Origin of the sequence: Ponticaulis koreensis DSM 19734, from assembly GCF_000420665.1 — a bacterium.
GTDB lineage: Bacteria > Pseudomonadota > Alphaproteobacteria > Caulobacterales > Hyphomonadaceae > Ponticaulis > Ponticaulis koreensis.
Window position 1 is genome coordinate 556,152 of sequence record NZ_ATVJ01000002.1, and the last position, 17,777, is coordinate 573,928.

The following is a 17,777-nucleotide window of genomic DNA, read 5'->3' on the forward strand; positions in this document are numbered from 1 at the left end:
TGTCGATGGGCCGGTTCTAATTTCTCAAGTTAAGTTGAGATCAAGAGATTTTTTGGAGAGGCAGATATGGCGCTGAAACAGGTATTAGCCATTGGAGATCTCGCCGCGCGTACGGGGCTGTCTGTCTCCGCTATTCGCTTCTATGAAGAGAAAGGCCTGATTTCCCCTCATCGCAATGCAGGTGGTCACCGTCGCTATATGCGTTCCGATATCCGGCGCCTCTCTTTTGTGATGATCACCCAGAAGCTCGGTTTTTCGATTGATGACATCGCAGCTGAAATGAGAAAGCTACCCAAGGGCCGGACACCAACAGCAAAAGACTGGGAGGCGATCAGCTCTCGCTTCATCACGGTACTGGATGAAAAGATCAACGAACTTACCCGCATGAGAAATAATCTGAACGGATGTATCGGCTGCGGCTGCCTCTCGCTGGATAAGTGCGCTCTCTACAATGCCGAGGATGAAAAAGGCCAAAATGGCCCCGGTCCACAAAACATATTCCCTTCGCGTAAGGAGAAGGCTTGATTAACGCTGCGTGACCTCCATTACTGCAATCGCAATAAGAGAGGGAGAAACGCATGGCTTACACGCCATTTGATCTGACCGGTAAGGTCGCACTCGTCACTGGTGGTAACCGCGGCATTGGCCTCGGCATGGCCGAAGCACTGGCGGCATCGAACGCTGACGTGGTGCTCTGGTGCCGTAATGCGGCGAGCGCTGACGAGGCTATCGCAAAGCTGAAGACACTTGGCACTGGCGACGCGACCGCATTCTCGGTAGACGTATCCGACGAGCAATCTGTCGTAGACGGCATGGCGCTTACAAATGCCTGGAAGGGCCGCCTTGATACCGTAATCGCGAACGCCGGCGTTTCGGCACGCGGTATTCCGTTCATTCAACAGGACACACAAACCTATCGCGACGTATTGTCAGTGAACCTTGATGGCGCTTACTGGACCCTGCGCGAAGCAGCCAAAGTCATGGTCGAGCGTGCCAAAGACGGCGACCCGGGCGGCTCTCTCATGGTGACAGCGTCTATGGCTGCTGTAGAAGGCGCAGCGCGCAATCAGGCCTATGCGGCAACCAAAGGCGGCGTGATCTCAATGGTCAAAGCGACTGCTGTGGAACTCGCCCGCTATGGCATTCGCGCAAACTCCATCCTGCCGGGCTGGATCGCGACAGACATGACGTCGAACGCTCAGGGCGATGACAAGTTTGAAGAGAATGTGATCAAACGCGTACCTGTACGCCGCTGGGGCAAGCCGGAGGACTTTGGCGGCATCGCTGTCTATCTCGCATCCGATGCGTCATCCTTCCATACGGGCGACACGCTGCTCGTCGATGGCGGGTACAGCATCTTCTAATGGCGCTTAGCGGAACCATCCGCATACAAAAAGAGCGCTGCCCTCCTCAAAGCAGCGCTCTTCTCAAGCTCTATAAGTCGCTCTTAGTGCTCAGTGTGAGCTTCGACTTCAGCCTCGACGTCAGCTTCAACTTCTTCAGCTTCGTCGGTCATGTCTTCGACTGCTCCTTCAACGGCTTCAACGCCCTCGTCGACCATATCGCCAGCCGCTTCAAGCATGTCGCCAGTCGCTTCAGCAGCCTCTTCAGTGCTCGCTTCGATAGCCGCGCCAGCTTCAACAGCCATTTCTTCAGTTTCAGCAGCAACTTCCGCAGCAGCTGCTTCGATTTCTGTCGGCTCTTCGCCTTCGCCACTACAAGCCGCGAGCGCGAGTGCAGCCACAGCCGCAAATACGTAATTCTTCATCTGGTTTCCCCTAATGCAAGGTCGGGATTCGACCGATGCCTTATATACAACCTTCGAAGAATTCACGCCACGAAAACCTAATGCAGGTCGCAAGATATAAATATAGCGACCTACTTTTAACCAATAAATACATGGGAAGGAAACAAGAATGGGCATCAAAACACCGCTAAATACTTTACTGGGCATCGAACACCCGATCATGCTCGCTGGCATGGGCGGCGTGTCCTATGCCGAGCTCGTCGCAGCAATGTCTAACGCAGGCGGCTATGGGGTGCTCGGCATGGCGGGCACAGGGCCGGACTTCATCGAAGCCCAGATCGCCAAGGTCAAAAGCCTCACAGACAAGAAATTCGGTGTGGACTTGCTCGCAGCCGATCCTGAAAGCCTGGAGCGTTCAGTAGATGTCATCATTGAAGGCGGCGCCGACAGCTTCGTGGCAGGTCTTGGCGTACCGATGCCGATCATGAAAAAGCTCAAAGACGCTGGCGTTAAAGTTATGGTTGTCGGCGGTGCGGTGAAGCATGCCATTAAAGCCGAGGAAGCCGGCTGCGACGCCGTTATCCTGCAAGGCGGTGAAGGCGGTGGCCACACAGGTCTTGTCGGCACCCTGCCCCTCGTCGCGCAAGCTGTAGAGGCCGTGAAGATTCCGGTGATCGCTGCAGGCGGAATTTACGACGGACGCGGCATCGCGGCCGCGCTCAGCCTTGGCGCTGTAGGCGTATGGATGGGCACGCGCTTCATCGCGTCAGCTGAGTCCCACGCCGCAGACACGTATCGCAACGCCATTGTCGGCGCGACAGACGCCGATACGACCCGCACACGCTGCTATTCTGGCAAACCAATGCGCGTACGTACCAATCCTTATGTGGTCGATTGGGAAAAGCGCCCTGACGAGATCATGCCGTTCCCGCATCAGGCTATCCACTCAAGACAGGTGGATGTGCTGAGCGGCATTGCAGGCGTTACAGACGAATCCCGTCTGGATATGGAGAAGTCCTGCTTCGCCATGGGTCAGTCCGCTGGCGGCGTGAAAGAGATCAAACCGGTCTCAGAAATCGTCACTGACCTGATGAGCGAGGCCGAAGCTGCCATCCGCAAGACCAACACCCTGCTGGTCTGATCAACTCGTCTCAATTCAAACAACAATCCCCCCGCGTGAGTCGGGGGGCTTTTTGTTTCTGGCTTCCGCGTCCTTGCGCATGACATAGTCCATCTTCGCGCGGGCCAGTTGTTTGATTTCGTCTTCAGTCGCTGTCTTAGGAGCAACAAAACGGACCTCACGGCCCGTTTCGCTGTCTATGGCTGCGATTTCAAGCGCATGGCCGACAGGCAGGATCTCGATATAGATACTGCCTTTATCGGCCATTGGAGCTTAGGCTGCTTTTGGCAGGCCGAGCTGCTTCCAGATCGCAAGGAGCGCTGCAACGAGGTCATTCATCATCTCTTCTGTATGAACAGGAGACGGAGTGAAGCGCAGGCGCTCAGTACCTTTAGGAACAGTCGGATAGTTGATCGGCTGAACATAAACGCCGAAGTCGTGCAGGAGCGTATCAGAGAGCGCTTTGCAGCGTTCCGGATCGCCCACCATTAGCGGCACGATGTGCGTGTCTGATTCCATCAGAGGCAGACCGGCGTCACGGAATTTCTGCTTCAGCATCTCTGCTTTTGCCTGATGCTCGGCGCGCAGACGACGGCCCTCATCTGTGCGGAGTTTCGCGACAGATTTCAGAGCGCCAGCAGCCATGACCGGGCAAGTGGATGTCGTGAAGATGAAGCCAGGGGCCATAGAGCGAATCGCGTCGACAACTGCTTCGTCAGACGCGATATAGCCGCCCATTACGCCGTAAGCTTTCGCCAGCGTACCTTCGATAATGTCGATGCGGTCCATCACACCATCGCGCTGGGCAACGCCTGCACCTTCATGGCCATACATACCGACCGCGTGGACTTCATCAAGATAGGTGATCGCGTTGAATTCGTCTGCGAGGTCGCAGAGTTCTTTCATCGGCGCGACGTCACCGTCCATAGAATAGACAGACTCAAACGCGATGACCTTTGGACGATCAGGATCGTCATTTTCCATCAGCGCACGCAGATGACCGAGGTCATTATGCTTGAAGATACGACGATCGCAGCCTGAACGACGAATGCCTTCAATCATGGAGGCGTGGTTCAGCGCGTCAGAATAGATGATGACGTCCGGAAGAATCTTAGCGAGCGTAGAAAGCGTCGCTTCGTTAGACACATAGCCGGATGTGAAGAGCAGCGCTGTTTCCTTACCGTGAAGGTCAGCCAGCTCACGCTCCAGATCTACGTGGAAACGGGTTGTGCCGGAGATGTTGCGTGTACCGCCAGAGCCTGCGCCGAACGTATCGACAGCTTCGTGCATTGCGTTGATCACGTCATCATCCTGGCCCATGCCAAGATAGTCGTTAGAGCACCAGACGACGATGTCTTTCTCTTCGCCGTGCTCGAAACGCGCAGTCGCACGCGGGAAAGACCCACGGTGACGCTTCAGGTCAATAAATACGCGATACCGCCCTTCTTCGCGAATGGTGCTGATCGCTTGCTCGAAAGCCTCGAGATGCTTCATTATATTTTCCTCGCGGGTGGACGTCTGGTGGTCAGCGCCCAGTATCTGGCGAACACATTACCCAAATGATCACAAAAAGAAAAAGGCCGTTTCGCCGCATGTGACAATCTAAACGCAGCGTTTTTTGGACCCGTTTTGGGAATATGCCCGTTTCCTCCTTATAGACTACTGTTTTTTATATTTTTTTAGCCTCAAAACAGCAAGAGATACCTTACTACACCAAAATGCATGCGCGTGCAAAGAATTGCCCTGTGCGACCTTTTTACCGCTCAGAATCAGAAGTCTTCTACAAAACCGGGCGATTTTTCAGTAAAATTTGCGGTGAATACAAAGGGCGATGCAAACTTTGCATGTTACGACGTGAGCTGGAAACCCGGGTGGAGACTAAGCTATGTTCAGATTCATGACCGTGATTGCCGGCATTGCAGCCCTCGGCCTGACGGCCTCAGCGCAGAATGCATCTCAGATTGCGAGCGTTCAGTCCGGTCACTCCTGCGCCGGATGCAATTTGTTCCAGGCGAACCTCTCCTATCATGATCTGCCTATGCTGGATCTCTCAGGTTCGCGCCTGCGTCAGGCTGATCTGAGCCTGTCGACGATGAATAACGTCAATTTTGAAGCGAGCGATCTTTCCATCACGAATCTGTTTGGTGCGCGTTTCACCGGCGCAAACTTTCACGATGCGAATCTCAGCCGTTCGATCATGGTCGGCGCGTATTTCGGTGGCGCAAATCTGGCTGGTGCTAATCTTTCTGGCGCAAACATCTCCGGTGCTGAGCTCGATTCAGCGCGCGGCTTGACGCAAAACCAGCTCAACATGGCATGCGGAGATGCAGCGACGACGCTTCCAAACGGCCTGTCTGTGCCTTCCTGCGCACACTAAATCTGCATAAGTGCCATTCCACCGGTCCTTACATGGAATTAAGTCGACGGCCTTTCCCAGTATGTTATCAACAGCGCATGAAACTTTTCAGCGCTCTTGCCTGTACTGTTATCGCGGCCTCCGGGTTGCAGGCTCACGCCTTCCTTTTTGATGGCGGGACAACGATCATGTATCAGCCGCGCATTGGCGGCCAGCTGAATGGAAGTAACTTCACCGGCGCCAATCTGAACGGCCGCACGATGAACAACGCGCAGTTCGTCAACTGCAATATGACCAATACCTCGCTTCAGGGTGCTCACGCGCCACGCGCGCATTTTGCAGACTCGCGCCTGTACCGGACAAATATGTCCCGCGCCCATCTTGAAGAAGCCCGCTTTACAGAACTCACGCTCGACGAAATTCAGGCGAACCAGATTGATGCGCCAGCGCTCAATATGATGGAAGTCGTGATCGCACGTTCGAACTTCTACGACGCCTCGCTCGTCGCCGCAAATCTTGCTGGCGTAGATGTATCTGAGTCCAACTTCCGCAAAGTGAAATTTATCAGCGCCCATCTGGCTGATGTCCACTTTGATACCTCCAATCTGAACGAGAGCGACTTCTCGGCTGCATCTCTCACAGACGTAGGCTTTGTAAATGTCGACCTGACGCAAGCAAGCTTCATTGGCGCGACACTCGCCGACGTAGACTTTAACGCCGTTATCCTCGGCGATGTAAGTTTCTTGGATGCACGGATGTTCGACATTCGCTTTGAGAATGCCGAAGGCCTTACGCAGGCCTCCTTCGAAGGTGCATGTGGTGTGAGCGTGCGTGGCCTGCCTGAAGGCGTGACCCTGCCGGTCTGCCAGTATTCAGGCTTCAGCGCCGAAGACTAATCTTCAGGCGCTGTCCTGTGCCGGGCATCAAGCCCCTGACTGCCCCTCATCCAGCCTTGGAAACAATCCCACAACCGATACGCCTGACAGGTTATCTCTCGCATACTGACCCAGCGTACCAATGACCTTGCGGGTATTCTCAGGCGCTGCATCGAGTTCCTTCACAAACCCGTCCAATGCAGACTTCGACTTCATTGACGCGATAGCTGCCCAATTTGCCGGGATACTCGCAAAACCGCCCATAAAATTTCTCCTCTGTCAGAGCATTATGCCCTTTCGGGCTAACCACAAACCATTTGTGATCATTTGCTCACTAATTGCTGGAGAATAAGGCGAAATTACGGCATTGTGATCATTTGCTTACAAAATTTCTACTCACGGCAAAATTGACTTCAGCGGTTCGCGCAACGCGAAGAGTCTGCTACCTCTTTAGGCATGTCCATTTTGGAAGGGGTGACTAATGGCTGAACTTTTTAGCATTTCCGGGCTTTCGACCCTGCTGGTCCTGATCCTGCTACAAGCCGTACTCGGCTTCGATAATCTTCTTTATATCTCGATTGAATCAAAGCGTGTTGGCGAAGAAGGCGGCAAAGCAAGCATGGTTCGTCGCTGGGGCATCGGCCTCGCTGTTGCTTTCCGGATCGTGCTGCTAATCATTATTGTGAGCCTGTTTTCAGTGCTCGCGGCGCCGTTTCTGACGATCCCGCTGGAGGGGATTTTCGAAGCCGAGTTCAACCTTCAAAGCCTCGTCACTCTGTTCGGCGGCGGCTTCATTATCTACACAGCGATCAAAGAGATTTCTCACATGCTTGCGGTCGATCATATCGAGCACACTGAAGGCAACAAGAAGAAATCGGTTTTTCAAGCGATCACGATGATCGTCTCCATGAACCTGGTATTCTCATTCGATTCAATTCTGTCAGCCATGGCAATTGCAAACACTCGCAATGAGGCTGGCGACATTGAGTATCAGGTGTGGATCATGGCCGTGGCCATCATCTTGTCAGGTATCGCAATGATCCTCCTTGCAGATCACGTCGCAGAATTCCTGAAAAAGAACCGGATGTATGAGGTACTGGGCCTCTTCATCCTGTTTATTGTAGGCGCCCTGCTCGTATCAGAGGGCGGCCACCTGGCTCATATGAAAGTGTTTGGCTATGAAATTCACGCCATCGAGAAGTCTACCTTCTACCTTGTAATTTTTGTTCTGGTCGTGACGGACATCATCTCCACTAAGTACCAGAAACGGCTTTGGGCTCAGCGTGAAGCTGAAATCCGTAGCGGGGGCAGCGAGCACGCAGCCGCCGAGGCGGCCGAGGCTGCTATGCGTGGAAAACACTGAGAGAGGTAAGATCATCAATCCGGCCTTATTTTATTATCAGATCGGCATACGCAGAATGTCCTGATAGGCCTTGATGACCTGATCACGAACGGCGACGACGGTTTCCAATGTGGCTTCGGCTGCGGCAACCGCCGTCACCACATCCACAAGGTCAGCGCGGCCTGTTGCCGCCTGCACCATAGCTGTCTCGACAGTTTGCCCGGCACCGGATGCGGCGGACACTGCCTGATCCAGCATATTTCCGAATCCTGCGCCCTGAGCCTCTTGAGCCGAGCTACTGTTCGGTGAGTTTGCGATCGTGCGCGCTGTATCGAGATAGGCGCGGGCAGCAGCTAGAGAATCAATAGCCATGAGATCTTATCAACTCCAGTTTAACCGCGACGCAGAAGGTCCAGCGCGCGATTGATCATCGCTCGTGAGCCTTCGATGATGTTCAAATTCGCTTCGTATGTGCGCTGCGCTTCGCGAATGTCAGCCATTTCAATCAACGTCTGAACGTTTGGGAGCTTCACAAAGCCGTTCTCATCCGCAGCCGGATGTGTTGGATCATACTCAACAGGAAAGTCGCTTTGGTCCTGAGCCGTCCGCACAACCTGAACACCATGCGCACCGGTTTCGCGGTCAACCATCTCGCGGAAAACCGGCATGCGACGCTGATACGGGTCACCGCCTGGCACGTCCGATGTTGAGTTCGCGTTCGCGACATTCTCGGCAGCAAGACGGATACGCACAGTTTGCGCACGAAGCCCCGTAGATGCAGCGGAAAGCGCAGAAAAAAGATCAGCAGACATGTGTTCTAACCTTCACCTAAAACCGTCATCAGGTCGGCGACCGTGATGCGAGCCGAATGAGTGAGAGCCCTTTCTGGTAAAGGCTCAGTGCCGTGTCGAAATCAGCGCGTGTCTGATTGAGACGCAGCATTTGTTCTTCAACCACAACTGCGTTGCCATCCATTGTGACTTCGCTGTCCGGCGTCGAAAGCGTGCGCACCAAAGGTGCTGGCGCAGCCGTGCCCTGAATGTGCCCGTTTTGCGTGGTCGCCAGCCCTACACTTCCAACCGATGGCTGGCTGTAGCGGCTCAGCGAACGCTCGAATGCGGCCTGATCCACATCGTTCGGCACATATCCCGGTGTGTTCGCGTTCGCGACGTTCTCCGCAACAGTCTTCTGACGCGTCTCAAGCATGTTGAGTCGGTTGTTCAGAAGCTGGAAAACAGAAAGATCGCTCGGCAATATCATTCCGGTAAATTATGCCGAGTCAGTTAATACCTGATTAAGCCTACTTAACGGCGCTCTGGCGCAACCGGTTAACAGCCCGTTAACCAATGCGCCCCAGAACTCTTAACAAAGCTTAACGGCCAGAATGGCCTATAAGAGGCGTGGTATGGATACTGTTACCGCAATGCGGGCACTCGCAGCACTTGTACTAGTGCTTGGCCTGATCGGCGGCCTCTATTGGGGCCTGCGCCGTTTCACATCTCTCACACCCGGCGTTACAGACAGCGGAGAGCTGCGCGTGAAATCCTGGCGCCCGTTCGATAGCCGCAAAAAGCTCGCTGTGGTGCAATGGGGCGATGAGGAGTTTCTGATTCTCACCGGCCAGACGCAGGACACTCTGATCTCCAGTCGCAAGGTACAAGGCGACGTATCCGCCGAATCCGGAGAAGAGAACTGATATGTTGCGTATCACTGGTCTTCTGATTCTTGGCTTGATTGCTGCTGCAGGGCTCCCGGCTCTGGCACAGGAAGTCACGGTCGATCTTGGCACTGGTGCGGGCCTGAACCGCAATATCGTTCAGCTGATCGCAATCATCACCGTCCTTAGCCTTGCGCCGAGTATTCTGGTGATGACGACCAGCTTTGTACGTATCGTTGTCGTTCTGTCTTTGCTGCGAACAGCCATCGGCCTGCAACAAAGCCCGCCGAATGCTGTCATCATTTCGCTCTCGCTGTTCCTGACTGGCTTCGTCATGGCGCCGACATTTGGTGAGGCATATCAGTCTGGTATCGCGCCTTACATGTCTCAGGCTATTGATGTTGACGACGCCATTCCGCGTACGCTTGCGCCTGTAAAAGCCTTCATGGGTGAGCATGTAAACGAGACCGATCTGGAACTTTTCGTAGGCTTTGCGAACCTAGAAACCCTTCCGGATACTGCCGCCGAAATGCCATTCGAAGTGCTCGCCCCCGCGTTCATGATTTCAGAACTGAAGCGGGCGTTTGAAATAGGCTTTATGATCTTCCTGCCCTTCCTCATCATCGACCTTGTTGTCGCTTCGATCCTGATGAGTATGGGTATGATGATGTTGCCGCCAGTGACGATTTCACTGCCGTTCAAATTGATATTCTTCGTGTTGGTAGATGGTTGGCGATTACTGACGGGCTCACTCGTGGAAAGCTTTATCGCGGGGCCGCCCGTCCCCTAAACGGACTTCCAGAACGCTTGAATGATAGCGCCAGCCTGTTCTGGCGCTTCGACGATGCCCCAATGTCCGCAACCTCTCAGGATATGTAGCGCATATCGCCATTCTCGCTCAAAGCGTTCGGCAACTTCAATCCCGACGAACGGGTCATGTTCGCCCCAGATCACGCATCCCTTTTTCGGTAGATTGCGAAGGTCTGCCACCCAGTCGCCTGAGAAGCTCAATCCCATCGCCGAGCGGTACAATTTCAAAATCGAGCTACGCATGCGCGCATCAATCGCGCTCGCTTCTTCGTCGACGATGCTTTCCGGCATACCGGCTTTTTGCAGGACTTCGCCCAGCTTCATAAATCGCCAGGACGCCATTGAGGCTTCACCCAGAACAGGCATCGCCCAGAGGCGTGCCATGCGATGCCCCTTATACTGACCATCAATCAGTGCGTTTGCGACAACAAAGCTTTTCACGAGATCAGGTCTGAGGCTGGCCGCTCGCAGGGTTAAGAGCGCGCCCCAGTCATGACCGACGAGGCGGACCTGACCGCCCTCGCCTGCATGGTATGCCATCTGCTCGATAAGCCAGTCGGCATACTCGTCTTTGGTGCACCCGAAGCCATCTGGAACGGGCGCAGAAAACCCGGGCAAAGACAATCGAACCGTTTGCGCCTCTTCCAGCCCCAGATGAGGTAGAAGCGGCGACCACATATTCGCGGTGTCCGGGACACCATGAACGAACAGGGTCTTCATGCCAATTACGCCGGGTTATATCCTCGTTATTCGAGGTCTTCTTTAAGAATAGTCATCTGGAACTGGTAAGACGTTTCACCTTCTTCCTCGATGCGGAAGAGCAGCGCGATGAACTCGTTGTCGAGATATACCTCAAGCGAGTCAGACGTTTTTTCACGCGACTCGACCCGAATAGCCGGATTGAGCTGGGCTTTGAGATAAGCCTCTACGCGGGATGTTTCTTCTGGGCTCATTAGAGAATCCTTTTCTTGAATCTGGGCGACACAATAGTCCGGTTCGTGTCATAAAAAAAACCAGCTAGAAGCGGATAATTTCCGCTTTCCAGCTGATTTTGAGCTTGTTTCGATGGAGTTCAGAGCCCGCGATCAGGCTTCGTCATAAAAGTTCTGGTTCATGCTCTCGGCTTTACCGCAACACGGACCACCAACCGGACGCGCAGGGACACCTGCAACTGTACAGTTCTCACTGACCGGTTTCAGAACCACACTACCTGCACCGATCACGGCGCCATCACCGATATGGATATTGCCAAGCACTTTCGCGCCAACGCTGACGAGCACGCCATTTCCAATTTTCGGGTGACGGTCATCGATCTCTTTGCCGGTGCCGCCAAGGGTCACGCCCTGCATGATAGAGCAGTCATCGCCAACAACGGTCGTTTCGCCGATCACAATACCGGTCGCGTGGTCGAACATCACACCAGAACCGATCTGCGCTGCCGGGTGAATATCTACGCCAAACAGCTCAGAGACGCGGGATTGGAAGAAAAACGCCAGCGTGTCACGGCCTTCATTCCAAAGCCAGTGCGCAACGCGATGCGTTTGCAGCGCCTGAAACCCTTTGAAAAAGAGAAACGGCTGAAGGAACGACCGGCATGCAGCATCTCGATCCAGAACCGCGACCATGTCGCGTTCGGCAGCTGCTTCCAGAACGGGGTCAGCATTATAGGCATCATCAAAGATTTCGCGAATCTGCAGCGCATTCATTTCAGAACCGGCAAGCTTTTGTGCAAGGAAGTAAGACAGCGCATCGCGAAGATGGTCATGGCTGAGAATGGCCGCGTTCAGCAAGCTGGCGAGCGTTGGCTCCTCAGCCGCGCTTGCTGCCGCTTCGAATCTGAGTCGCTTCCACACAGGCGGCATAGCGCCTGTCGTTTCAGGCATTGCGGGGCTGATTTCGGTCTCAATAGTCATAGACCTCTCCTATCGATTCAGACACGGAATGCCTGTTAGTCATCGCAGTCTGCCTATGTGGTGACTCAATTTCAATAAGGCAAACCTAAACAAGTCTGTGAGGTTTAAGTGAATTAACCACCCAGCGATCACGCAGCCCCCGGCAGGTATTCACCCTTTTTGTCACTCTCGGGAACGTTTTTTCCGCCCATCATGTTCCGCAGTTTCATACCGAGCGAGAACATAGCCGGTGAGAAATAGAGTGCCAGCAATGCCGACCCGCCGACACCCACAGCAATAGAACTCGCCAGAGGCAACCAGAACATATCTTTGGTCAGAATGAGCGGCACGAACCCGCCCATCGTCGTGAGCGTTGTTGCCACAATATGACGGCTAGCCTGCACCACAGTGTCCACCTGCGCATCGATATCGCCTGCGCGTGCGGCAGGGTTTACCTGCAATGCCGACAGAACAACGATCGTACCATTGATGGCGATCCCCAATAGGCCCATAGCGCCGATGATGGCATTGAAGCCCATTGGCAGACCGAACGCCCAGACACCGATGAAAGCGATGCCGATAGACAGGAAACCAGACAACAAAACCAGAAACGATTTGCGGAAAGAGTTGAACACCAGCGCAACACACCCAGCCATGGCGATAACCAGCGGTAGCGCAGCGCCAAAGAGGTTCCCCATCGCATCGCCGCGCTCTGCCGCCTCACCGCCTAGCACGATTTCATAGCCCGGCGGCAGCTCAAAACCTGCCCCATCCAGCTGAGCTTGAAACTCGGTAAACACCGGCGCTGGCAGCGCGTATGGTTCGATAGAGGCGCGGATAATATTTGAACGCACGCCGTTTCGGTGTGTGATCACCGCAATTTGCGGGGCAAGCTCCAGATCGCCTAGCGCAGCAATGGGCGTCCCCATGGGATTGTCTGGCCCAACACCGACACGCGCATCTCGCAGGCTGGACAGTGTGCCCCGACGTTCTTCCGGCGCGATCACGCGGACGGGAATTTCTTCAACGCCCTCCAGAACACTCCCCGCACGAACCCCTTCGAGTTCGGCATTCATATCCGCCGAGATATCCTGCAGGCGTACACCTGCGAGGTCAGCCGCCGCTTCGTCCGCCATAAGACGGATAGTTGGCGCGCCTGTCTCAATCGTCGACCACGAGTAGGTCACGCCGCGCACATCATTCAGAATACGCCGCGCCTCCTCACCCAGTTCGTTGAGCGTCATGATATCAGGGCCGTTCACGAAGAACTCGATTGGCGCGTTAACAGGCGGGCCCTGCTCGAATGGCAGCGACAGGAAGCGCGCCTCCGGAAATTCGTCGCGCAATTCCATTTGCAAGGTTGGCACAATCTGACGGGTCTGGGCCGCTGACGACGTGGTCACCCACCCCGCCGCAAAGCCGGACACGCCGCTCTGGAAATTGAACGCGTTATAATAGACGCGCGGCGCACCTTCACCGATGGTCCAATGTACATCTTCAATGCCCGGATAGCTGCGAATGATCTCGGTTGCACGCTCCGTCAGCGCTTCGGCTTCGTAAATCGTCGCACCAGGCGGCAATTGCACATCCAGCTGGAACTGATCACGCTCTGTCTGCGGGAAGAATTGCGATGGCATCACAGCAGCCACGAGATAAATACCAAAGCCAAAGAGTGCAAAGCTCAGCAATAACGGGCCAATCGGAAAACGAAGCGATAAGCGCAAAGTCCAGCGATAGCCTTCGCTCAGGATCGGGAAGTTGAAACCGTCCCGCCACCAGACAGACTTTTCGCCTTCAACGCGGTCGCGGTCGAACCAGCCGGCAAATGCCGGCACGACGGTCATGGCCAGGAAGAAGGATGAGCACACAGCGAAAATGACCGACACGCCAATCATGCCTACGAATTCGCCCGCACCGCCCGGCAGCATAGCAATAGGTGCGAACGCTAGCGCTGTTGTCAGCGTTGACGCAAAAAGCGGACCGAAAAGGTGGTGCAGTGACTGCTCGATAGCCTCAGAACGACCAAGGCCATGCGCCCGCTTTTGTTCAATCTCGTCCACAACGACAATGGCGTTATCGATCAAAAGACCAAGCGCAATGACCAGTCCGGTCACGGACATCTGGTGCAGTGGCATATTGAATATCTGGAACAGGATCAGGACCAGACAGACCGAGAGTGGCAGCGCCGTTCCAACAATCAAAGCGGCGCGCCACCCCATCGACACGAACAGCACGACAAACACGATCAATGCGGACACAAGCAGGTTCTTTGCGAGACCTTCCAGACGCTCTGTCGTGTAACCGCTCTGGTCGAACAGAACATTTACCTCAATGCCGCGCGGCGCGTTTGCTGCAAATTCCGCGACAAGCTCGCGCGCACCGTCAGCCCATTGGTCTACCCGGTTGTTCGGCTCGATATAGGCTGAAACCATAATCGCTGGCCGGTTATTGCGACGCGCCAGAACATCCGGTGGCGACTGCTCTGTTTTAACGACGTCGGCAACGTCGCCCACACGAATGGCAGAACCATCTGCACGCTGAATCAATGGCACTTCGCGGATACGGGAAATCGACGTGAACTCGCCACCAACCTCGAGCCCAAGATTAATCTCGTTATTGCGAACCTGACCCGCAGGCGCTTTGGAATCGGCCTGCGCAATGAGGCCTGCAACCTGACGCACGCTAAGTCCTGCCGCAGAGAGCGCTTCAGGGTCTGTAACAACGCGTATTTCTTCAGTGACGAGACCAAACACTTCGGTTTCTTCTGTACCCGCATAATTCTGAAAACGCTCTTCCAGATCGCGCGCCATACGGTTCATCACAGCGAGCGGCGCCTCACCCTCTCCGGTCCATTCTATGCCTGCTGTAAGCGTTGATGCGCCTACATACTGTCGTCGTACCGTTGAGGGTTGCACGCCCTGAGGCATATCTGCTGCGGCAAGGCCAACCTGCTGGCGGATAAGCGTCCACGCCTCATCCACACGAGACGGGCTTAAATCTTCACGGATGCTCAGACGGATCTGTGAAACGTTGCCGCGCGAGGTGGAAATCAATTCGTCGATTTCCGTGAGTTCCTGAAGACGGGTTTCAATCGGATCTGTGACCAGTGCCTCGATGCGCTCGGCGTCTGCGCCGGGAAAATAAGTGAGAACGAAGCCATAGCGCTCGACCAGCGTCGGGTCTTCCTGGCGGCCAAGATTGATCAATGCGCCAATACCAGCCGCGATGATGATCATCACCATCAAGGCTGTCAAACGCGGCGTCCTGAAAAAGAGCGTAGCGAGGCGCACGGTCTCAGCCCCCCATCGCGAGGTCTGTATGGACGACAGGCGTGACATTCATCCCAGGCACCAGACGATGAAGCCCGTCCATGACGAACAGATCCCCATCGTGAAGCGCGCCGCGAACGAAGACGCGATCTGATTCAGAATGAATGATGTCCACAAGCTGTCGATCTATCTGATGCGCTCCACCGTCGATTTCACGCACAACATACACAGCCCAGAGGCCGCGACTCGCCTCTGTAAGAGCGGAAATCGGCACCCACACGCCGCGCTGGTCCAGCTCTTCACTCATGTTCAGGCGCGCTGTCGCACCTGGCGAGATACCGGTTGCTTCGGGAAGCTCGAAAATCACCGTTACGGTTCGGCGATTAGTCTCAATCACACCAGTGATTGCCTTGAGACGTGCAGAGACCTCACGGCCCTGCATGCTGATCGAATAGGCGTCATCAACGGAAAGACGTGAAGCGACATCAGGTGGCAACCCTATGCGCACTTCTGGAACGCCTACTTCGACGAGTTCAAGCATCGGCTGGCCGGGGGCCGCGATTGCGCCCTCATCCACGCGGCGCTCTGTGATTACGCCAGCGAATGGCGCACGGATGGAAGCCAGTTCGATCTGAACTCGCAAAGTTTGTGACTGGGCCTCGGCGGCAGCGAGACGCGCATTTGCAGCATCAACCTGCGTCTGGACTTCATCGAAACTCTGACTGGAAAGAAGATCACGCTCAATCAGAAAAGCCTGACGCTCTCTCGTCGTTTCTGCGAGTTGAACGGCCGCCTGCGCCTCGGAAACCTGTGCCTCAGCTGCGCGAAGACGCGCATTCAGAGCACGCGTATCAAGACGGGCAAGCACCTGATTTTCTGAAACTGTATCTCCAATATCAACATTGATCGACGTGATCCGACCACCGGTCTCAAAGCCAAGGGCGCTGGACCGACGGGCCAGCACGATGCCAGTGAACTGCTCATCAAGCACCAGCGTGTCGCGATACACGACAGGCGCGGCATTCACACTCAGCGCACGGGCACGCTCGGTCGGAATATTGACCGGGCTTTCCTCACCACGCTGAACGTAGATAAATCCCGCAACGGCGAGAACCGCCACACCGATGACAGCGAGAAAGATTAGCCCACGAGCAAAAGAAGGCTGCTTCGCCCCATCCTGTGACATCGCACAGCTCCTCAGAAATTTCTGAAGACCATATATACCATTGAACGCCGTTAGAAAAGTGAACAGTGTTCTTTTTTATTCAGAAGAAAGGAATTAAGCCTGCAGCGTGGCGGGGTTTTGAATGCCGCGAACCAGTTGGTCTGCAGAAAACTCCAGCACTTCCTCAACGGTCATCTCAGAGCCGTCTGCGCGCGTCATGAACACAGCAGGTTGATGTATCAACGCTTTTGCAATGCCATGCATAGACATAGCGATTGAGATCGCCGCCATATGACAGTCCAGATCAGGACGGAAGACACCCTGCTCCACGCCATCACGCAGTCCATCACACAAAAAACGGAATGCGACTGCGCTTGGCGTATTCTCATCCTGCATCAGCTCCGACTCATCAGCACAATCGTCTACCGGACTGGAGGTGGGCGTGAATGCCGCCACATAATGGTGGGGCTTCTCCATCGCCGTACGCACATATGCTTTCGTGCAGTCCTTCACGAAAACCCAACTGGACGGCTCATCGCCAATTGCAGATTCGATGTTACGCACGAGGCGCATGAAGAACGCCTCTTTTAGACATCCAACAAGTTCAGTCTTAGAGGCAAAATACTTATAAATTGCAGAAGGCGAGTAATCGATCTCGTCCGCAAGACGACGAATCGACAAGCCTTCATAGCCCTCTTCCGCGAAGACGCGCTCTGCCGCTTCAAGAATCGTCTGACGGACTTTCTCGCGGCGGCGCTCTGCCGGCGTTTCCAGTTTTCTCTCTTGGGAATCAGGTGCAAATGTTGAGATATCGGAGTTCATGCCCAAGTGTGTAACTCAGTTTCAGGCGTAAAAACAGCCTTCACGCGCACGACAACACAGCACCCCAAGGAAAATCCATGAGCGATCCGGTCTTCAATCTTCCAGATGCAAATGCCTGCCTGAGCACAGCCAGCACACCTGAGACCAGCGCAAAAACCTTGCTTAGCCAGCGGCGGTCGACGCCCGTAAAGCTGATGAAGCCAGATGCGGATGGCCCCGATGACGCGACACTGGAGAATATCATTTCAACTGCGATGCGCGTGCCCGACCACCGCAAGCTCGAGCCTTGGCGGCTGCTGGTCATCAAAGGTGAAACTCGGGAAAAACTGGGCGTATTGCTGGCCGACCGGTACTTAGAGCTCAATCCCGACGCCAGTGAAGCCGCGCTCGCAGAAGAGAGAAACCGGCCAATGCGTGCCCCGCTTTGCGTGACGGTCATCTCCAGCCCCGATCACACACACAAAACACCGGTCTGGGAACAGGAACTGTCTGCAGGCGCCCTGTGCATGAACATGCTCTATGCGACGCATGTAGCAGGCTTTTCTGCGAGCTGGATTTCAGAATGGTGGGCATTCGACGAAAAAATCGACCGAGCGCTGGGCCTTCAAACAGGCGAACGCATTGCGGGACACATCTTCATTGGGCAGGCTAGCGTTAGCGAACTCGCTGAACGCCCCCGCCCGTCGTACGCAAATAAGGTCTCAACCTGGGGCTAACCCCAA

The 17,777-nt window shown here is 54.8% G+C and carries 22 protein-coding genes; 9 read left to right on the forward strand and 13 right to left on the reverse strand.

The genetic code is table 11. The features are described 5' to 3' along the window. The first annotated feature begins 66 nt into the window (after positions 1-66). Together soxR and G523_RS0114475 are read left to right on the forward strand one after the other, a co-directional pair. A complete protein-coding gene (gene soxR, locus G523_RS0114470) occupies positions 67-525 on the forward strand; it encodes a redox-sensitive transcriptional activator SoxR (RefSeq protein ID WP_022695783.1) in 459 nt (152 codons plus the stop codon). A 53-nt stretch (positions 526-578) separates the two neighbouring features. Next, positions 579-1,364, forward strand: coding sequence for an SDR family NAD(P)-dependent oxidoreductase (locus G523_RS0114475; RefSeq protein ID WP_022695784.1), 786 nt, complete (start codon positions 579-581; stop codon positions 1,362-1,364). An 83-nt stretch (positions 1,365-1,447) separates the two neighbouring features. Here the strand turns inward: G523_RS0114475 and G523_RS0114480 are convergent, their stop codons facing one another. After that, on the reverse strand, positions 1,448-1,768 hold the full coding sequence (locus G523_RS0114480) for a lipoprotein (RefSeq protein WP_022695785.1): 321 nt from the start codon (positions 1,766-1,768) through the stop codon (positions 1,448-1,450). Positions 1,769-1,916: 148 nt separating this feature from the next. Between G523_RS0114480 and G523_RS0114485 the strand changes: the two genes are divergently transcribed. Then, positions 1,917-2,888, forward strand: coding sequence for an NAD(P)H-dependent flavin oxidoreductase (locus tag G523_RS0114485; protein WP_022695786.1), 972 nt, complete (start codon positions 1,917-1,919; stop codon positions 2,886-2,888). Positions 2,889-2,903: 15 nt separating this feature from the next. Here G523_RS0114485 and G523_RS0114490 read toward each other — a convergent pair whose 3' ends face one another. Together G523_RS0114490 and hemA are read right to left on the reverse strand one after the other, a co-directional pair. Next, positions 2,904-3,134, reverse strand: a complete 231-nt coding sequence (locus G523_RS0114490) for a DUF6898 family protein (protein WP_022695787.1) — start codon at positions 3,132-3,134, stop codon at positions 2,904-2,906. Positions 3,135-3,140: 6 nt separating this feature from the next. Beyond that, a complete protein-coding gene (hemA, locus tag G523_RS0114495) occupies positions 3,141-4,361 on the reverse strand; it encodes a 5-aminolevulinate synthase (protein WP_022695788.1) in 1,221 nt (406 codons plus the stop codon). 391 nt (positions 4,362-4,752) lie between these two features. On the opposite strand from hemA, the gene G523_RS0114500 reads away from it, so the two are divergent. Both G523_RS0114500 and G523_RS0114505 read left to right on the forward strand, forming a co-directional pair. Then, positions 4,753-5,244 carry a pentapeptide repeat-containing protein gene (locus G523_RS0114500; RefSeq protein ID WP_022695789.1) on the forward strand — a complete coding sequence of 164 codons (492 nt, stop codon included), beginning with the start codon at positions 4,753-4,755 and terminating at the stop codon, positions 5,242-5,244. Between the two features lie 77 nt (positions 5,245-5,321). Next, a complete protein-coding gene (locus tag G523_RS0114505; RefSeq protein WP_022695790.1) occupies positions 5,322-6,119 on the forward strand; it encodes a pentapeptide repeat-containing protein in 798 nt (265 codons plus the stop codon). A 27-nt stretch (positions 6,120-6,146) separates the two neighbouring features. Here G523_RS0114505 and G523_RS0114510 read toward each other — a convergent pair whose 3' ends face one another. Next, entirely contained in the window at positions 6,147-6,362 is a 216-nt protein-coding gene (locus G523_RS0114510) for a hypothetical protein (RefSeq protein WP_022695791.1), read from the reverse strand. A 217-nt stretch (positions 6,363-6,579) separates the two neighbouring features. Between G523_RS0114510 and G523_RS19475 the strand changes: the two genes are divergently transcribed. Further along, a complete protein-coding gene (locus G523_RS19475; protein WP_022695792.1) occupies positions 6,580-7,461 on the forward strand; it encodes a TerC family protein in 882 nt (293 codons plus the stop codon). A gap of 36 nt (positions 7,462-7,497) precedes the next feature. Here the strand turns inward: G523_RS19475 and fliE are convergent, their stop codons facing one another. Genes fliE through G523_RS0114530 form a run of 3 tightly spaced genes read right to left on the reverse strand, consistent with a single transcriptional unit; the run spans position 7,498 to position 8,700 of the window. Then, positions 7,498-7,812 (reverse strand): flagellar hook-basal body complex protein FliE, encoded by a 315-nt coding sequence (gene fliE / locus G523_RS0114520; RefSeq protein ID WP_022695793.1) that lies wholly within the window; start codon positions 7,810-7,812, stop codon positions 7,498-7,500. 20 nt (positions 7,813-7,832) lie between these two features. Then, on the reverse strand, positions 7,833-8,252 hold the full coding sequence (gene flgC, locus G523_RS0114525) for a flagellar basal body rod protein FlgC (protein WP_022695794.1): 420 nt from the start codon (positions 8,250-8,252) through the stop codon (positions 7,833-7,835). A gap of 28 nt (positions 8,253-8,280) precedes the next feature. After that, complete coding sequence (locus G523_RS0114530) at positions 8,281-8,700, reverse strand: flagellar basal body rod protein FlgB (RefSeq protein WP_022695795.1); 420 nt, start codon at positions 8,698-8,700, stop codon at positions 8,281-8,283. Between the two features lie 145 nt (positions 8,701-8,845). Here G523_RS0114530 and G523_RS19480 point away from each other — a divergent pair, with 145 nt between their 5' ends. Both G523_RS19480 and fliP read left to right on the forward strand, forming a co-directional pair. Beyond that, positions 8,846-9,136: a flagellar biosynthetic protein FliO gene (locus tag G523_RS19480; protein ID WP_022695796.1), complete on the forward strand. Its 291-nt coding sequence runs from the start codon at positions 8,846-8,848 to the stop codon at positions 9,134-9,136. A 1-nt stretch (position 9,137) separates the two neighbouring features. Continuing rightward, positions 9,138-9,887, forward strand: coding sequence for a flagellar type III secretion system pore protein FliP (gene fliP / locus G523_RS19485; RefSeq protein WP_022695797.1), 750 nt, complete (start codon positions 9,138-9,140; stop codon positions 9,885-9,887). Here fliP and G523_RS0114545 read toward each other — a convergent pair. The 6 genes from G523_RS0114545 to G523_RS20460 all read right to left on the reverse strand — a co-directional run bounded on the left by G523_RS0114545 (position 9,884) and on the right by G523_RS20460 (position 17,055). After that, positions 9,884-10,627, reverse strand: coding sequence for an alpha/beta fold hydrolase (locus G523_RS0114545; protein WP_022695798.1), 744 nt, complete (start codon positions 10,625-10,627; stop codon positions 9,884-9,886). The genes fliP and G523_RS0114545 overlap by 4 nt on opposite strands. Before the next feature lie 26 nt (positions 10,628-10,653). Further along, positions 10,654-10,860, reverse strand: a complete 207-nt coding sequence (locus G523_RS0114550) for a DUF3126 family protein (protein WP_022695799.1) — start codon at positions 10,858-10,860, stop codon at positions 10,654-10,656. Positions 10,861-10,992: 132 nt separating this feature from the next. Next, positions 10,993-11,820, reverse strand: a complete 828-nt coding sequence (gene cysE / locus G523_RS0114555; RefSeq protein WP_022695800.1) for a serine O-acetyltransferase — start codon at positions 11,818-11,820, stop codon at positions 10,993-10,995. A gap of 128 nt (positions 11,821-11,948) precedes the next feature. Further along, complete coding sequence (locus tag G523_RS0114560; RefSeq protein ID WP_051134851.1) at positions 11,949-15,137, reverse strand: efflux RND transporter permease subunit; 3,189 nt, start codon at positions 15,135-15,137, stop codon at positions 11,949-11,951. Continuing rightward, the gene (locus G523_RS0114565; RefSeq protein ID WP_022695802.1) at positions 15,094-16,254 is read right to left on the reverse strand and encodes an efflux RND transporter periplasmic adaptor subunit; all 1,161 of its coding nucleotides are present in this window, start codon (positions 16,252-16,254) and stop codon (positions 15,094-15,096) included. The genes G523_RS0114560 and G523_RS0114565 overlap by 44 nt, the downstream gene beginning before the upstream one ends. Before the next feature lie 93 nt (positions 16,255-16,347). Beyond that, positions 16,348-17,055 (reverse strand): TetR/AcrR family transcriptional regulator, encoded by a 708-nt coding sequence (locus G523_RS20460; protein WP_022695803.1) that lies wholly within the window; start codon positions 17,053-17,055, stop codon positions 16,348-16,350. Positions 17,056-17,132: 77 nt separating this feature from the next. On the opposite strand from G523_RS20460, the gene G523_RS0114575 reads away from it, so the two are divergent. Next, positions 17,133-17,771: a nitroreductase family protein gene (locus G523_RS0114575; protein WP_022695804.1), complete on the forward strand. Its 639-nt coding sequence runs from the start codon at positions 17,133-17,135 to the stop codon at positions 17,769-17,771. Positions 17,772-17,777 lie beyond the last annotated feature (6 nt).

What these genes read in the sequence shown, in the direction of transcription:
- G523_RS0114530 (WP_022695795.1), bottom strand. Translation starts at nt 8,700, where the DNA reads ATGATATTGCCGAGCGATCTTTCTGTTTTCCAGCTTCTGAACAACCGA.
- fliE (WP_022695793.1), bottom strand. Translation starts at nt 7,812, where the DNA reads ATGGCTATTGATTCTCTAGCTGCTGCCCGCGCCTATCTCGATACAGCG.
- G523_RS0114485 (WP_022695786.1), top strand. Translation starts at nt 1,917, where the DNA reads ATGGGCATCAAAACACCGCTAAATACTTTACTGGGCATCGAACACCCG.
- hemA (WP_022695788.1), bottom strand. Translation starts at nt 4,361, where the DNA reads ATGAAGCATCTCGAGGCTTTCGAGCAAGCGATCAGCACCATTCGCGAA.
- G523_RS19480 (WP_022695796.1), top strand. Translation starts at nt 8,846, where the DNA reads ATGGATACTGTTACCGCAATGCGGGCACTCGCAGCACTTGTACTAGTG.
- soxR (WP_022695783.1), top strand. Translation starts at nt 67, where the DNA reads ATGGCGCTGAAACAGGTATTAGCCATTGGAGATCTCGCCGCGCGTACG.
- G523_RS0114490 (WP_022695787.1), bottom strand. Translation starts at nt 3,134, where the DNA reads ATGGCCGATAAAGGCAGTATCTATATCGAGATCCTGCCTGTCGGCCAT.
- G523_RS0114565 (WP_022695802.1), bottom strand. Translation starts at nt 16,254, where the DNA reads ATGTCACAGGATGGGGCGAAGCAGCCTTCTTTTGCTCGTGGGCTAATC.
- G523_RS19475 (WP_022695792.1), top strand. Translation starts at nt 6,580, where the DNA reads ATGGCTGAACTTTTTAGCATTTCCGGGCTTTCGACCCTGCTGGTCCTG.
- G523_RS0114560 (WP_051134851.1), bottom strand. Translation starts at nt 15,137, where the DNA reads ATGTCACGCCTGTCGTCCATACAGACCTCGCGATGGGGGGCTGAGACC.
- fliP (WP_022695797.1), top strand. Translation starts at nt 9,138, where the DNA reads ATGTTGCGTATCACTGGTCTTCTGATTCTTGGCTTGATTGCTGCTGCA.
- G523_RS0114510 (WP_022695791.1), bottom strand. Translation starts at nt 6,362, where the DNA reads ATGGGCGGTTTTGCGAGTATCCCGGCAAATTGGGCAGCTATCGCGTCA.
- flgC (WP_022695794.1), bottom strand. Translation starts at nt 8,252, where the DNA reads ATGTCTGCTGATCTTTTTTCTGCGCTTTCCGCTGCATCTACGGGGCTT.
- G523_RS0114575 (WP_022695804.1), top strand. Translation starts at nt 17,133, where the DNA reads ATGAGCGATCCGGTCTTCAATCTTCCAGATGCAAATGCCTGCCTGAGC.
- cysE (WP_022695800.1), bottom strand. Translation starts at nt 11,820, where the DNA reads ATGACTATTGAGACCGAAATCAGCCCCGCAATGCCTGAAACGACAGGC.
- G523_RS20460 (WP_022695803.1), bottom strand. Translation starts at nt 17,055, where the DNA reads ATGAACTCCGATATCTCAACATTTGCACCTGATTCCCAAGAGAGAAAA.
- G523_RS0114475 (WP_022695784.1), top strand. Translation starts at nt 579, where the DNA reads ATGGCTTACACGCCATTTGATCTGACCGGTAAGGTCGCACTCGTCACT.
- G523_RS0114480 (WP_022695785.1), bottom strand. Translation starts at nt 1,768, where the DNA reads ATGAAGAATTACGTATTTGCGGCTGTGGCTGCACTCGCGCTCGCGGCT.
- G523_RS0114500 (WP_022695789.1), top strand. Translation starts at nt 4,753, where the DNA reads ATGTTCAGATTCATGACCGTGATTGCCGGCATTGCAGCCCTCGGCCTG.
- G523_RS0114505 (WP_022695790.1), top strand. Translation starts at nt 5,322, where the DNA reads ATGAAACTTTTCAGCGCTCTTGCCTGTACTGTTATCGCGGCCTCCGGG.
- G523_RS0114550 (WP_022695799.1), bottom strand. Translation starts at nt 10,860, where the DNA reads ATGAGCCCAGAAGAAACATCCCGCGTAGAGGCTTATCTCAAAGCCCAG.
- G523_RS0114545 (WP_022695798.1), bottom strand. Translation starts at nt 10,627, where the DNA reads ATGAAGACCCTGTTCGTTCATGGTGTCCCGGACACCGCGAATATGTGG.